This is a genomic window from Mesorhizobium sp. B2-3-11, from assembly GCF_006442215.1.
Taxonomy (GTDB): domain Bacteria; phylum Pseudomonadota; class Alphaproteobacteria; order Rhizobiales; family Rhizobiaceae; genus Mesorhizobium; species Mesorhizobium salmacidum.
This window is the reverse complement of record NZ_VFVS01000031.1, coordinates 1-14,034: the sequence shown is the minus strand read 5'-3', so window position 1 is coordinate 14,034 and position 14,034 is coordinate 1. Positions and strand designations below refer to the sequence as shown.

Genomic DNA, 14,034 nt, shown 5'->3' with positions numbered 1-14,034 from the left:
CTGATCACACCTCCGTTGCCGGCAACTGTTGGCTGGCTCGCGCGGAATCCAAGTCGGGTCCGCAAGGCCCGTCCGTTCTATGCACCTTGCGCCGACATTATGGCGGCAAGGGATGCCGAGTTGCTGAATAGGCTCGTCGACACTCACGGAGGTCAACCGGGACTACGGAGGTCAACTGGGGACCTTCATCGCCCAGTCGGTCGATGTCAGCGAGCGTAATCTCTTGGATCGCGATGCAGCCTTGGCGACCTCCGGAGTAGAACTCGACCGGGCCTATCCTTCCCTGGAAGCACCGCAGAAGCGGGTGAGCGAGGCGTTCGAAGCGTTGAGCGCTCTTGCGCGCAGGTCGATAGGCACACCGCTCGCGCGGGACGTGCTGCGAAGCCAGCGGGCCAGGCGCTCGGCTCCCGCGCTACCGGTGCGGACGATCCTCCGCGATAACGTTGTAGAGCACACAACAGGCCAACAAGGAGACAACGCCGCCTAGGAGATCACTCGCCGTCAAACCAGAAAAATACACGAATTCAAACGCTGACACGGCCGCCCCTCTACCTTGGAAATCGACCAAGATAGAACCGTTAGAGAGCTCTGATGTTCCGCTTCGGTTTGCAGTTTTGAACTCTCCCCCGCGGCGGACGCATTCTGCCTTTGGGGCGTTCGGGACGTGGACAAACATCGGTACGACAACCAGCTGGCGCTGGACCGCACCGTTGCGATGGGTACGCGGCCCGTTCGTGCGCCGAACTTGATGACGGCAAGATGGTCGCAGCCCGCATGCGCCGCTCGACACGAACTGTGATGGCTCTATCGAGGAACAGTCATACGCCCTTCCAAATTCACCCTCCCAGCAGCACGCGCCAGATATCCGAGCAATATGCGGTGACGGGGAGGCCAGGGCCGCGGCTGCCATGCGGGTGACGCCAAGTGCCCCCCAGCCCCATAAGTTCCAGCGCGTCACCTCGGCCGTCACTTCCTTGACGCTGGTCATATTGGCATTGAGACCGCGCTCTCGGTAGCGCTCACACGCTCCACCAGCTCGTCGGTTCCCTCCCCCACGCTTGGTTCGAGCTAGTCTAACACGTGCGGACGTTCTCGGGCTCCGATCCTCTCCAAATCAGATGAGCTTCACCTATGCATGACGCTCCCTGGAGAGCCCTGCTCTGTCAGTGGTACAGCTATACGAACTCCACCAGCCGCGGCTTCAGGAGATTTCCGCGAGAGCATTCCAGAGATTTAGGCCTCTCCTGATGCCACGCGATCGGCGAGTTCAGGCAGCGATCAGTACCGTGCTCTCCGGCGACCAGTTCAGCACAACTTCCTGGCCCTCGGCCAGCCTTTCGGCACCTGTATTCTGCACGATCACCTTTAGCGTCTGGGCACCGCGTTCGACGAAATAGGTGCTGTTGTTGCCGGCGAAGATGCGCTTCGAAATCTGGCCCTTGAGCGTGTTGGCATTGGCGTGATCAGACTTCCCCGCGCCAGTCGAGATCTGGATGCGCTCCGGCCGCACGGCGCAGCTCGCCTTTGCACCCGTGGGCACGGACGCGCCGACAGAGGCAGCGATCGCTGTGCCGTCCGGTAGCTTTATGCCGTTGCCGGTCGCATCGCCGCGCAAGATGTTGGCGTCGCCGAGGAAGGTCGCGGCGAATTCGCTTTGCGGCCGGTCGTAGATTTCTTCGGGCGGCCCCTCCTGTACCAGCCGGCCGTCGCGCAATATGCCGATGCGGTCGCTCATCGTCAGCGCCTCTTCCTGGTCGTGGGTGACGAAGATGGTGGTGATGCCGATCTCGCGCTGGATGCGTTTCAATTCGATCTGCATGTCGACGCGCAGCGCCTTGTCGAGCGCGCCGAGCGGCTCGTCGAGCAGAAGCACGCGCGGCTTGGTGATGATGGAGCGTGCCAGCGCCACGCGCTGCCTCTGGCCGCCGGAGAGTTGATGCGGCCGGCGGCCGCCGAGCTTGCCGAGCTGGACGAGGTCGAGCGCGCGCTGCACTTCCGTGGCGATCGTCGCCTTCGCTTCCCCGCGCACTGAAAGCCCAAAGGCGACGTTGTCGGCGACGCTCATATTGGGAAACAGCGCATAGTTCTGGAACACCATGCCGATGCGCCGCTTTTCGACCGGCACGCGCTCGACGCTTTCACCGCCGATGGCGATGCGGCCGGTATCCGGAAAGTCGAAGCCGGCGATTTGGCGCAGCAGGGTCGTCTTGCCGCTGCCCGAGGGGCCGAGCAGCGCGTAAAAGCCGCCATCGGCAAAATCGATCGAGACATCGTCCAGCGCCTTGTGCGCGCCGAAACTGCGGGAGAGGTTAGCTACCTCGACGCCGGCCATTATTTCTCTCCGCCGAATTTGAAGAAGCGTGCCGTCAGCAGCATCAGCGCCATGGATACGACAATGATGATCGTCGAGACCGCATTGATCTCGGGCGTGAAGCCTTTGCGGATCGCGGCATAGATCTCAACCGGCAGCGTCGTTTGGCCGGGCGTCGACAGGAAATACGAGACCACGAACTGGTCGAACGACACGGCGAATGCAAACAGCCCGCCGGCGATCACACCAGGCATGATCCAGGGCAGCGTGACGCGCATGGTCACCTGCCACTGGTTGGCACCGAGCGAACGCGCCGCCTCTTCGAGTTCCGGCGCGAAGGTCTGCAGCCGGGCAGAGACGACGACGATCACATAAGGCAGCGCCAGCGCCACATGGCCGAGCAGGATGGCGACGAGCCCGCGACCGATGCCGACGCCGAAGAAGAAGATCAGCATCGCCGTGCCGGTGATCAGCCACGGAATGGCGATAGGCGGGAAGAGCAGCGCCTGCAGGAATTTCTTGCCGCGGAATTCGTAGCGGTAGAGCGCGAGCGAAGCCATCACGCCCAGCACCGTTGAGATGATCGTGGTGATGACGGCGATCTCGATGCTGTTCCAGGTCGCCGCGATCAGCTGGTCGTTCTGCCAGAGCGAAGCGTACCAGTCCGTCGTCCACTCGAACGGCAATTGGTAAAAGGGCGACGTGTTGAACGACATCAGCGCCATGATGATGATCGGCAGATAGAGGAAGGCGAGCAGCAGTACGATGTAGAAGCGCCCCAGCCATTCGAGGATGCGCGTCGTCGCCATCAGCCTGCCCTCCGCAAAACTGGAGCGGCCAGCGCCAGGATGATCAGCACGACCGCCAGCAGGATGAAGGACAGCGCAGCACCCAGCGGCCAGTTGAAGACGGCGACGAACTGGTCCTCGATGACTGTGCCGTAGAAGGTGCCGGTGCGACCGCCGAGGATGCGTGGCTCCATGAAGGAGCCTACCACCGGCACGAAGATCAGCGCTGAACCGGCGATCAGGCCAGGCATCGACAGCGGGATGATCACCCGCCACAGCACCTGCCGCCGCGTGGCGCCGAGCGACCGGCCGGCTTCGATCAGCGAGTCGTCGATGGCCTGCAGCGTCAGGTAACAGGTCAGAACCATGTAGGGCACGTAGGAGTGCACAAGGCCGATGATGACGGCGGGATAGGAATACATCAGATCGATGTTGATCTTGAACGGCAGCACCGCGTTGAGCGCCGTATCGAGAATGCCGCCTTCGCGCAGCACCATGGCCCACGAGAAGATGCGCACCAGCCCGTTCGACCAGAAGGGCAGGATGACGAGCAGGAAGATCGCCTCGCGGCTGCGGCCCTTCAGCACCTTGGCCAGCACATAGGCTGCCGGGTAGCCGATGACGACGCACCATAATGTGACCTCGAGCCCGAGACGCAGCGACGCGAGTAGCAGTTTCGAATAGAGGCTTTGCGAAAAGAAGGCCGTGTAGTTGCCGAGCGTGAACGACCACTCCTTCCCGGCCAGGGGCAGGTCGGTCATGAAGGAGAAGAACACCATCGCCGACAGCGGCAAGAAGATCGCCACCGTCAGCCACAGATAGACGGGCAGGAGAAGCGGCAGGGCGGGCCTCAATCCACGGCGCGAACCGATCGCAAGCTGGTCAGCCATTTTGCCTCTCCTCCGAAAGAGGCCCGTTACTTCACGTTGACCTTCAGCTCCTGCCATAGCGCCAGGTACTTCTCGCGCTGCTCGTCGGTGATCGGCGCCTGGAACTGGATGCGCTTGGCGACCTCCGGATCACCCATCACCTTGCGGTTGAAGGCATCCCCGGGCAGTGCCTCGACCGCCTTGGTGTTGGCGGAAACAGGAGCACCGACCTTGGTGACCCATTCGACGTAGAACTTCGGATCGATCATGTAGTTGATGAAGGCCTCGGCGCCGGCGACATTCTTGGAGCCGACCGGGATCGAGAAGGCGTCGAGCCAGGCAACCGAGCCTTCCTGCGGGATGACCAGCGAGACCGGCAACTTGAAATGCGTCTTGGCGCGATCGGCCGAGCCGCTCCAATAGGTGCCGATGTCGATCTGGTTGGAGGCGACCATCTGGTTCCAGTCGTTCTCCGAGCTCCAGAAGGTCTTGATCTGCGGCATCAGCGAGGTGAGCTTCGCTTTGACCGCTTCCATATCCTTGATGTCGTTGATGTTCTGTCCCGAAGCCAGCGCACCGAACTGCACCGCCTCGACGGCGTCGTCGCGGATGATGACGCGCCCCTTATGGGCTGGGTTCCACATCTCGGCGATGCTCGTCGGCGGCTTGTCGAACGACTTGTCATTGATGGCCAGCGCTGTCAGGCCCCACACCCAGGGCACACCATAGACCTTGCCGTCATGGTCAAGCATCGGCGAACCGGCCTTGTCCTTGGCGATGTCGGCATAGTTGGAGAGTTTTGAGACATCGATCGGCTGGATCAGCTTGCCGGTCATCGCCTGGTCGTTGAAGGCGGCGTTGATCATGACGACGTCGTAGAGGCCGGGATTGGTCCGGATCTTGGTCAGCATCTCCTGTTCGGAGTTGAAGAAGTCGTTGACCACCTTGAAGCCGGTCGCCTTCTCGAAATTGGCGACCGCCCACGGCTCGTCGGCGCCATAGCCTTTCCAGTTGAGCACATGCACTTCCTCGGCCGCTTGTGCAGCCAAAGGGAATGCATAAACCATGAATGCTGAGACGAAGACGGCGGTCGCCGTCAGAAAAGCGGTCAGTCTGGGCATGCGCATGTTTTCTTCCTCTCATTGTTTGCCCGGTTGATGGACTTGTTAAGTTGCAGTCGCTTCCTCCCGGCCATGCGCCGTCGTTGCTTGGGCGTGCTGGGTCAGGAATTCCTGGGTTTCTTCATGCGTGGGTGCCGAGGACCCGCCATGGCGGGTGACTGAAAGGGCTGCCGCAGCGTTGGCGTAGCGGGCCGCCTCGCAGGGCGGGATGCCGCGCGACAAGGCACTGACGAAGGCGCCGATATGCGTGTCGCCGGCGCCATTGGTATCGACGGCCCCCACCTCGAAACCGGGCACCGCGCGAGTGCCGCCATCGGCTATGCGCACGAGGCAGCCATGCGCACCGGCGCGGATGACGACGCCTTCGGCCCTGGGGCAGTGCTCGGCGAGCAATCGGATCGCGACGGTCTGGGCATCGCCGGTGCCGGCGATTTCGGCGGCCTCGTTGGTGTTGCAGCTCAGCCAGGTCGTCCGCACCAACACCCTGTTCAGGATTGGCCGCGGAATGTCGGCGATCACCGGCGTCGGGTCGAAGACCAAAGGAATGCCGGCCGGTAGCGCCTCGATCCAGTCGGCGAGCACATCGCGGCTGTCGGGATAGCTCAGCGTGTAGCCCGAGGTGAAAACCCAGTCCCCCGCCATGATCGTGACAGGCGCCATCATGGCCAGCGTGAGCTGGCTCTCGGCCCCTGGCCACGAGACGAAGGTGCGTTCGGCGTCGCCGCTAATCATGGCGACGCAATTGCCGCTGTCCATCGAGGGCGACGGCGGCGTCAGCGTCTCGATGCCTTCGGCCGCGAAAGCGGCCCGCAGGAAGTCGCCGTCCGGACCGGTGCCGAGTTGGCCGCCGAATACCACCTTCATGCCGGTGCGACTTGCCGCGACCATCATGTTGAAGCCGCCGCCGGCAACCCGTGCGTAGCTCGTCGCGGTCTTTTCCGTGCCCGCCGCCGGCAAGGCATCGATGCGGTAGACGTAGTCGACCACGGCGCTGCCGACATGGACGAGCCGTCCCCTCATGCGGCGTCCTCCTTGCCTGGGCCAGTCTTGGAATGACGCGCGGCGACCAGATCGAGAGCCAACGTGCGGACGTCAGCGACGTCGATACCATGCAGTTCGCAGATGCGATCCTGCGGCAGCTTCGACAGACCGGCGCAGGCGCCGGCCATGCCGGCGGCAATCGCCCCGATCGTGTCGGTGTCGCCGCCGAGATTGGCTGCGATGACCGCAGCCCGCCATGCATCGCCTTGCGCGACCTCCAGCACCGCGAATGCCGTCGGCACCGATTCCTGACTTGCGACGCCCGTGCCGACCAGGTCGACGATCAGCTTGATCGCTTCCTTCTCACCCTTGCCGCGAACAAGGTCCTGTGCCCAGAGGATGCGCGCAGCGATGTCGCCGCCGGTGACCCAATGGCCGAGCGAGGCGCCAAGTCTTGCCGCTGCGACCCCGTGGCCGCAAGCGGCGCGCCAGTCGCCACCCGAAATACCGAGACTGACAGCGGCAGCGACCGCGGCAGCCGATGAAATGGCGATCGAGGTGTTGTGCGTGGCCCGGCAGGTTTGCGCGACCTTGGCGACGAGGGCATCGAGCGGCTCCGGCGGCACCATGATGCCGACCGGCGCGATGCGCATCGCCGCGCCGTTGGTGTCGCCGCCGCGGCCGGCATCGTCGGCGGGCACACCGCTGTTGATGGCGTCGATGGCGCGCTTGGTCGACGGACCAAGCAGGTCGTAGCTGCCACGCGCCTTGACGTCGCGCTCCCAGTCGAGCAGCGCGTTGACCCAGCGCGCATGGTCGAAGCGCTCGCCGGACTCGACAAGTATGCGCCCAAGCAGCAGCGCCTGTTCGGTGTCGTCGGTAACCGTGCCGGCGGGCAGCCCCTTCGACACCGGGTGATCGGCGGCAGGCGCGACGAAATCCTCGACATGGCCGTAGAGCTCGGCGATGCGAGACGGCGACAGAAGTTGTGTCGGCATGCCCAGCGCATCGCCAAGCGCCCCGCCGATCAGCGCCCCCATTGCCCGATCCATCAAGGCAGCGTCCGCCATGCTCAGAACTCCAGATGGAGCGCGAAATGCGCCGGATTGAGCAGGCTGGTGACGAATTCGATGGCGCGTCCGTCAGCGGCGCGCGTCAGGCGGCGTGTACGCAGGAAGGGCGTGCCGGGCGCACAACCGAGTATCGCGGCGTCGGCAGCGCTCAGCATTTCGACGTCGACCCATTCCTCGCCATGATCGGGAACAAGTCCTGCCCCGCGCAGCGTCTGGTGCAGCGAGCCTTCGCGCAAGCCGCGCAGCGGTATGTCTTCCAATTCGGGCGACAGCGGCAGGCGGCTGCGCTCAATCGAGATGGCGTGGCCGTCATCGGCATTGGTGCGGGCGCGATCGACGGCGATGAAGGACCAACTCCCAACCCCGAGCCTGGCCGCAAGTTCCGCGTCCTCGATAATCTCGAGCCGCAATGTGCGGGTCTCGGCATTGGCGCCCGCATTGGCAAGCGCACGCGACCAGCCGATCGCGTCATCGACCGGCATGCCGTCGAAGGTGACAAAGGATCCTATGCCGACCTTGGTTGTGATGAGCCCCCGGCTCGACAATTCTTCGAGCCCCTTGCGGACTGTGTTGCGACTGACGGAGAAGCGCTGGACGAGCTCGTTTTCGCTCTGCAGGCGGTCGCCGAACCCAAGCAGGCCGGAGCGTATCTCATGCTCCAGAACCGTGGCGATCTGCTCGGGCTTGCCCGTGCCGGGAGTGCGTTGCATCGCGCGACGAGCCATATTGATACCTGTTCAGTGAACCTGTATGGTCCTGTTCAATAGCTTATCTGAGAACAACCGTCAACGGGGCACTGCCTGCCCGCAGTATTTGCGCGAGCCGGCCGAACGCAGCATTCCCAGGCGTGGTCGGGAGCGCCTCGCTACGGCCTCCAGGGACCGCTGCTCGGACCCGCTCCTGGTATAGGTCGAGTTCGCCTGCCTCTCTGTCTCACGGGCCAGCCTGTTGACTGCGCAAAGGCTGCCAGTCGGTCGGCCCGATCTTCATAGTCCACTTTTCCTGCGGATATCCCAATGCCAGATGCTGACCAGTTCCGAGCCGTCGAACTAGCATGAGACGTTGAGTTTCAGGAAACGCAGCACGCGGCCTCCCACCAGCACCTTTCGATGTCGTGATCGCCCAGACCTTTGTCCACGACGTCCAGCCCTTGCGTGGCCGCGCTATAAGCTGGCTTTCGCGCGTGGCCTTCCCTACAAGCGATTGCTTACATGCACGGACCCGGACGTTGAATGGAAGCATTCTCCGGTTGGGAGTGAGGCCAACGGGCAAAGGTCAGCAGCATTACGCCAAAAGCGAACTGGTGACTTGAAGCCGGGCATCGACAGGCTGTAAAACTCGTCAAATTGGCCGGGAAATTATGAGCCAAATATCGTACCACCTTGGAATTATCCATCAGCCGGTCAAAGTAGCGGCCGGTCGCTAACAGTTCCAGGCTCACAGAGCCACGTCGTTCCACAGCGCCCAGAAACTCATGGCTTAGCCTGCCAAGCTCCGGCGTCAGCGCTCCCAGTTAATCTTCAGACACGTTGGCAATCATCGCCGGATTAAAACCCTCGGCCAGCATCCCCTGTGGCGTAAGGGCGACGAGCATCTTCCCGTATGTGAATGTGACCCGGTCCATGGCAATCATCAGCCTCGCGATCCCCAATTGCCTGGCCGGAAGCACATGCCGCAGCAAGCCGAAGATCAGGCCTTCCATGGCCTCACGACGTGCTGCCACGATCCCATCACATTCGATGCCTACCTCACCTTTGATGACCGCATTGCTGTCGCCGGCGTCAAAGAAATATCTCGCCATCGAGCCCGCCCTCACAACGTTCTCGCGTTCTTTTGGTGCAGGTAGGTGGTGTCGAAATCTCCTGCTCGAATGAGCCCGGCCCAATCAACGGCGTGAAATCGCGAACCCTCGGTGACAATCAACCCGTTGCGTCGAAGTTCCTGAAGCGTTCGGTTTACGTGCACGGTGGATAAGCCTACCGCATCGGCAAGTTCCGCCTGCGTGATCGGAAGCTCCGCTACATGGTCGCTGATGAGCCCCACGGAGCGAAGGCGGACGATGAGTTCGCAGAGGATGTGCGCCGTCCGAGCATAGGCGTCGCGCCTTCCAACGTTGGTGACCCACTCTCGATAGATCGCTGCGTCGATCAGAGTCGAGCGCCAAAACACCGTGGCTATGGAAGGTTGTTGGTCGCAAATGGCCCGCAAGGCATCGTGCCGCATGAGGCCCACGCGGACGCGCGTGAGAGGTGAGAACGTGCAATCCAAAACCGAGAGATGCAATCCATGGAGATCGGGAATGTCTCCCGGAACAAAGAACGAAGTGACCTGCCGCTTGCCCTCGCCTGTAAGCTTGGTGGACCCTACCAGACCGTCCAAGACAACGAATGAATTGGTGGGACGATCACCCTCGCGCACAATGTCCTGATCGGCATGATAGTCCCGTGTCTGGAATTGGATGCTCTCCAAAACGGCGATGTCTGACTGCGTGAGATCAGAGATGTTCTGGAGCTTGCGGATCATAATGTTCGGGGAAGGGACATGTGCCAAATTCAGTGACCGGATTGAGTTAGATGCCGAACTTGCATGGGGCACTAATGTTCCCGGCGCTTTTCGGCGATCGCGCCTGCTAAAAAAGCGCGAGCGGCTTGCAAAGCCAGTGGCCGCACATCACCGTCAAGCTAGCCTATGGCATTACCCTTCAGGCTATTCCTTCCGTCGGACGTTCGCCAAGCCATCTGTCCCAGAGATTTAAGACCGGACAGAGGCACTTCGGGCCAATTGCTATTCTTGTGCGAATCGCCTCTACTTGTCCGAGGACCATCGCGACGCAGTTTGCTGAATCCATGGTCCCCATCCTTGAAGGCGACCGGCGTCTATCCCGCCAACCGGCGTCTGTCGCCCCACTTCCTGTTGCAGGCTTTTTTGCGGACTGCTGCGCCAGTGCCGATCTGCTACAATCCCTTATGGCCGTCCGAATAGTGGTTTTCTTGGCGCTTCTTTTCGCGTTCGCCTACGGATTCGCAAAACTCGTGGAACGTTATGGCAGCGTTGGCGATCGGCCCTCTCGATGTGGTCAATTGTCGACCCTTGGTTGCCCGGACCCGAATACGCCACCTCTCGCGCCTCAACCAAACGGGTAGAACCTGGCAAGCATTGGTGAGCGGAACTTGAGGGTAACACCGAGCTGACGATGAGTTCGCACACAATGTGCGCCGTCCGAGCATAGGCGTCGCGCCTTCCAACGTTGGTGACCCACTCTCGATAGCTCGCTGCGTCCATCAGAGTAGAGAGCCAAAACACCGTCGCTAGCGCCGTTGATGCGCGCCGTCACTAAGACGATCCCCTCGAAAGGTTCCGCGCCCTGTCTACTTGCCATTGATCCGATCAACCCGCCAGCAATGCTGGCGGAAACGATCCCAGCCAGTGCTGTCGGTGAGAACCCTGCACCCTGAGGAGCAATCCCAAAGCCAGAAATGCGCTCAGGCAGAATAACCCGCCAAAGAACGCGGTGAGAATCGCGGCTGGACCGATCCCCAAGCCCGCCAACTCGTCGGGAGAGCCGCATTGCCTCCAACCGAAAACGAAAACCGCGTCTCGGCTACGATACGAACCCGTGGTTTGTTAGCTCGTGCGGAACTTTGAGGTTCGCTGCGATTTGCTGACGGCAGCTCCCACTTCTGATCCAGGTTCGCTGCTCCGGTCCTCGCCGGATCAGGCTGCCTTCCTAGTGGCTGCCCTGAACGGATGATCCATGGTGAAGGCGTCGGGCCGAATGGACCGCTCAACCTGAGCCCATGTCACTGGATGCGCGATTGGAAACCCGGGGCGGGCTCGTGGGGAGAACGCACCTACGGCCGTGTTGCCTCTCCCGTTGCGAAGGTAGTCGATGAAAATGCGTCCCGTTCGTGCTGCCGGTGCAGCGGACAAAAGGTAACGGTCGGGCTGAACGTTGATAAGACTTCGGGCAAGCGACTTGGCTAGTTGCCGGGCGCTGTCGTGGGTCATCTTTGGTTCAATAGGCGCCATCAAATGGATGCCCTTGCCGCCGGTGACCTTAGGCCAACTCTTCAGACCTGCAGCCTCCATGATGTCGCGAAGCGCCAGGGCCGCTTCGATCACCTGCTTCCATTCGACGCCCTCGCCTGGGTCGAGGTCGAGAACCACGCGATCGGCGCGATCGATGTCATCAATGGTGGCGTTCCAAGGATGAAGCTCCACCGCATCCATTTCGACCAGCCCGAGCAGACCAGCAAGATCGTCGACCCACACGCGCACTCCTTCGCCTCCCTCGCGCTTCTGGACGCGTAACTGATGCACGGCCCTCGGAATGTCGGGCAAGGGGCCCTTGTGATAGAAAGTCGCCCCATGGGCATGCCGGACCAGTTTCAACGGTCTGTGGCTGAGATGAACCAGAGCTTGGTCGGCAACCTGCTCCCAGTAGCCCCTAAGCTCATGCTTGGAAGGCGACACCGCGTCTGGCAGCAGCTGCAGGATGTTCTCACGAGGCACACCGCGTTCGTTGGCCTCGTGCCGCCGCTTAGATGGGGCGGGCGGCTTTGCGGGGATCGTGACGAGGTCTTCACGAAGGCCCTTGAATACCGCTTCCCGCAAGATGCCGCGGTCGGTCACGCCGCTGAACTGCACCTCGGCCAGAACGTCCGGCCTAACCCATGTGGCCTTGGGCTTGTCGATCGGCTCCGACAATGGCGACTTGTCGATAATCAGCGGGTCGAGCCGCTCGCGGACCTGCCGCGCGGTGATCAAGCTGTAGCCGCTCTGCGCCTTCCCGGCATAAACCAGCCGGTCGCCTTCAGGCCTGCCGATGTAGAGCGAGGCGATGCGACGCGGGTGAGCGCCAAGCTTCTCGACAAAAGCCACGATGGGAAAGGTGTCGCTCTTGATGCATTTGATCTTGACCCAGCTTGTCTGGACGCCGGAGCGATAGGGGGAATCGGCGCGCTTGGAGACGATGCCCTCCAACCCCATCTTGCAGGCGTGGGCGAACATGTCCTTCCCGCTTACCTCCAGATGCTCGGCATAGGTCAGGGTCGGAGCTGTATCTTTGAGCAGCTTCTCCAACGCAGCCTTGCGTTCCGAAAGCGGCTGCTGCCGGAAATCGCGCCCGTTGAGATGAAGCAGGTCGAACGCGTAGAACATGAGCCTCGACGAGTTCGGACTGCCTAGCTCCCGTTCCAAGGCTTGATAGTCCGGCAGCCCGGTATCGCCTAAGACCACAGCCTCACCATCGATGATCGCGGATTTCACCGGCAGGCTCGCCGCCGTCTGAACAATTCTCTTGTACCGATGCGACCAGTCGTAGCCTCGCCGGGTGAAGGCTCGCGCTGTTCCACCTTCGAGGATAAGTTGAGTCCGGTAGCCGTCGTACTTGATCTCGTGAAGCCAGTTGCCGCCATCAGGAGCTTTCTCCACCAGCGTCGGCGATTGAAACTCGATGAACGACAGCCGGTCTTCGGTCCTGCTCATGTGCTCGCGACTCCCGGAACCCTCAAACCGTGCGACGGCAATCAGTTCCGAGAACTTTAGCAAAAATGCATATAACGGGCTTGCGGAGCCAGTCTGAAGGGAGGAGAACCGCGCCACGCGACCTACGTCGGGCAGCTCCGCGCGTGCCCCGGTTGTCGGTACGCGGGTGTATCATTTTAATACAATCCTCAATTGGTGGACTTGTGCGATACACCGGCAGCTAATTCGTCCGTCAGGCCAAAAAGGGAGAGAGGCCGCGAAACGGCCGCTTTTGACGTCAGCAACGAGGCGCTGACCGGGAGGGTGATCGGTTTTGGCTAACTTGCTCCATGAATTTTGATGCGCAGCTCAGGGGCTGCTGCACTCTAAGATCGTCCTCCACGAGGTGCCCGTTTCCTAGAATTGTCCCGGATGCGGTCAGCCGGTCGATCGGCGGGATTTGCGTCAAGTCTTCTGGCGTAAAGTGCCTAGCCATGAGCCTCTGCAGCCGGAGTGACCTGCGACAATCCTCGAATTTCCGTCGACGAGTACAGGGAAGCCACACTGAGCTGGGCCACACCCTTATTCCCTTGGTATCAAACCGACATTTGAATCCTTTACGGGCTGCATTAGCTTACACAGCTAGAGTCTTAGCTATTGGGAGGTAGCTATGATCGTAAGCCATATAGACATGGCGCAGGCGATGATTGACGCCAGCTTCCTGTCTCAGCACCGTTCTATGGCCGACATTACCTCACTTCGCGGTGACATAGCCCAAACCCGGCGCGCAATCGCGGCATCACGCGAGCTTCTAAAGCGGCTTCGCCAGCGCAAGATAGGGGAGGCACTCAGAGACGCTGAGCACCACCGGGTATCCGCGTGGGATGCAGACATCGTCCGCAAGGTCTTTGAGGATTTGGTCGTGGAAGTGAAGACGCCAAGGTCTCAATGGCGCGCCGTCGCTCAGTACCTGGTTCACGAGTTTACCGGGTCCGAGCGTGTCGAGCCTGCGTTGGTGGATTGGATCATCAGGAAGTAAGGCGCTAACCACCGCGCGGTGGAGCTTAGGGTCGAAGGAACAAAGGGTACGCCTTTTTGTTCGACTCCAATGGTGCTTTATTATTTCGATCTAACCGATAACGGAACCGCCTACCCGGACACCGAAGGCACCGACCTTCCGAGCCTGGTATCCGCTGAAGATGAGGCAGCAAGGGCGCTGCTGGAAATAGCAAAGGACAAAATGCCGGACGGCACCTTCCGAGAGGTCGCCTTGCATGTACATGAGGGTACCAGCAAACCGCTCTTTGTGGTAAAAGTCACGTTCGAACTATTACGCAACGGGTCTGATGATCGTGTCCCGCGGCGTGGTGTAGCTGGCGGCATTGGTCGCCGTGCTCTCCGGCATGGGCCGGGCTGATCAGCGCG

General features: G+C 61.4%; 11 protein-coding genes and 2 pseudogenes. 2 read left to right on the top strand and 11 right to left on the bottom strand.

Features of this window, described 5'->3' with window-relative positions:
• Window positions 1-1,267: 1,267 nt before the first annotated feature.
• From FJ960_RS28105 to ligD, 11 genes and pseudogenes are all read right to left on the bottom strand, one after another.
• A complete protein-coding gene (locus FJ960_RS28105) occupies window positions 1,268-2,332 on the bottom strand; it encodes an ABC transporter ATP-binding protein (RefSeq protein ID WP_140718389.1) in 1,065 nt (354 codons plus the stop codon).
• Window positions 2,332-3,120, bottom strand: a complete 789-nt coding sequence (locus FJ960_RS28100) for an ABC transporter permease (protein ID WP_140718387.1) — start codon at window positions 3,118-3,120, stop codon at window positions 2,332-2,334. The genes FJ960_RS28105 and FJ960_RS28100 overlap by 1 nt, the downstream gene beginning before the upstream one ends.
• Window positions 3,120-3,989: an ABC transporter permease gene (locus FJ960_RS28095; protein WP_140718385.1), complete on the bottom strand. Its 870-nt coding sequence runs from the start codon at window positions 3,987-3,989 to the stop codon at window positions 3,120-3,122. Before FJ960_RS28095 ends, FJ960_RS28100 begins: the two co-directional genes overlap by 1 nt.
• Before the next feature lie 26 nt (window positions 3,990-4,015).
• Window positions 4,016-5,095, bottom strand: a complete 1,080-nt coding sequence (locus tag FJ960_RS28090) for an ABC transporter substrate-binding protein (protein ID WP_140718383.1) — start codon at window positions 5,093-5,095, stop codon at window positions 4,016-4,018.
• A gap of 39 nt (window positions 5,096-5,134) precedes the next feature.
• Window positions 5,135-6,109 carry a PfkB family carbohydrate kinase gene (locus FJ960_RS28085; RefSeq protein WP_140718381.1) on the bottom strand — a complete coding sequence of 325 codons (975 nt, stop codon included), beginning with the start codon at window positions 6,107-6,109 and terminating at the stop codon, window positions 5,135-5,137.
• Window positions 6,106-7,140, bottom strand: a complete 1,035-nt coding sequence (locus FJ960_RS28080) for an ADP-ribosylglycohydrolase family protein (protein ID WP_181174344.1) — start codon at window positions 7,138-7,140, stop codon at window positions 6,106-6,108. Before FJ960_RS28080 ends, FJ960_RS28085 begins: the two co-directional genes overlap by 4 nt.
• Window positions 7,141-7,142: 2 nt before the next feature.
• The gene (locus tag FJ960_RS28075) at window positions 7,143-7,868 is read right to left on the bottom strand and encodes a GntR family transcriptional regulator (protein WP_140718377.1); all 726 of its coding nucleotides are present in this window, start codon (window positions 7,866-7,868) and stop codon (window positions 7,143-7,145) included.
• Between the two features lie 482 nt (window positions 7,869-8,350).
• Window positions 8,351-8,845 (bottom strand): annotated as a pseudogene (locus tag FJ960_RS28070) (plasmid partitioning protein RepB C-terminal domain-containing protein).
• A 110-nt stretch (window positions 8,846-8,955) separates the two neighbouring features.
• On the bottom strand, window positions 8,956-9,666 hold the full coding sequence (locus FJ960_RS28060) for a Crp/Fnr family transcriptional regulator (protein ID WP_246672989.1): 711 nt from the start codon (window positions 9,664-9,666) through the stop codon (window positions 8,956-8,958).
• 669 nt (window positions 9,667-10,335) lie between these two features.
• Window positions 10,336-10,455, bottom strand: a pseudogene (locus tag FJ960_RS30100) (Crp/Fnr family transcriptional regulator); the annotation flags it as partial.
• A 402-nt stretch (window positions 10,456-10,857) separates the two neighbouring features.
• Window positions 10,858-12,630 carry a DNA ligase D gene (gene ligD, locus FJ960_RS28050; protein WP_140718371.1) on the bottom strand — a complete coding sequence of 591 codons (1,773 nt, stop codon included), beginning with the start codon at window positions 12,628-12,630 and terminating at the stop codon, window positions 10,858-10,860.
• 649 nt (window positions 12,631-13,279) lie between these two features.
• Between ligD and FJ960_RS28045 the strand changes: the two genes are divergently transcribed.
• On the top strand, window positions 13,280-13,648 hold the full coding sequence (locus FJ960_RS28045) for a hypothetical protein (RefSeq protein ID WP_140718369.1): 369 nt from the start codon (window positions 13,280-13,282) through the stop codon (window positions 13,646-13,648).
• 69 nt (window positions 13,649-13,717) lie between these two features.
• Window positions 13,718-14,026, top strand: a complete 309-nt coding sequence (locus tag FJ960_RS29645) for a hypothetical protein (RefSeq protein ID WP_181174346.1) — start codon at window positions 13,718-13,720, stop codon at window positions 14,024-14,026.
• Window positions 14,027-14,034 lie beyond the last annotated feature (8 nt).

Bases quoted from the DNA above. Each gene is read 5' to 3' on its own strand.
- FJ960_RS28105 (WP_140718389.1), bottom strand. From the start codon at position 2,332: ATGGCCGGCGTCGAGGTAGCTAACCTCTCCCGCAGTTTCGGCGCGCAC.
- FJ960_RS28100 (WP_140718387.1), bottom strand. From the start codon at position 3,120: ATGGCGACGACGCGCATCCTCGAATGGCTGGGGCGCTTCTACATCGTA.
- FJ960_RS28095 (WP_140718385.1), bottom strand. From the start codon at position 3,989: ATGGCTGACCAGCTTGCGATCGGTTCGCGCCGTGGATTGAGGCCCGCC.
- FJ960_RS28090 (WP_140718383.1), bottom strand. From the start codon at position 5,095: ATGCGCATGCCCAGACTGACCGCTTTTCTGACGGCGACCGCCGTCTTC.
- FJ960_RS28085 (WP_140718381.1), bottom strand. From the start codon at position 6,109: ATGAGGGGACGGCTCGTCCATGTCGGCAGCGCCGTGGTCGACTACGTC.
- FJ960_RS28080 (WP_181174344.1), bottom strand. From the start codon at position 7,140: ATGGCGGACGCTGCCTTGATGGATCGGGCAATGGGGGCGCTGATCGGC.
- FJ960_RS28075 (WP_140718377.1), bottom strand. From the start codon at position 7,868: ATGGCTCGTCGCGCGATGCAACGCACTCCCGGCACGGGCAAGCCCGAG.
- FJ960_RS28060 (WP_246672989.1), bottom strand. From the start codon at position 9,666: ATGATCCGCAAGCTCCAGAACATCTCTGATCTCACGCAGTCAGACATC.
- ligD (WP_140718371.1), bottom strand. From the start codon at position 12,630: ATGAGCAGGACCGAAGACCGGCTGTCGTTCATCGAGTTTCAATCGCCG.
- FJ960_RS28045 (WP_140718369.1), top strand. From the start codon at position 13,280: ATGATCGTAAGCCATATAGACATGGCGCAGGCGATGATTGACGCCAGC.
- FJ960_RS29645 (WP_181174346.1), top strand. From the start codon at position 13,718: ATGGTGCTTTATTATTTCGATCTAACCGATAACGGAACCGCCTACCCG.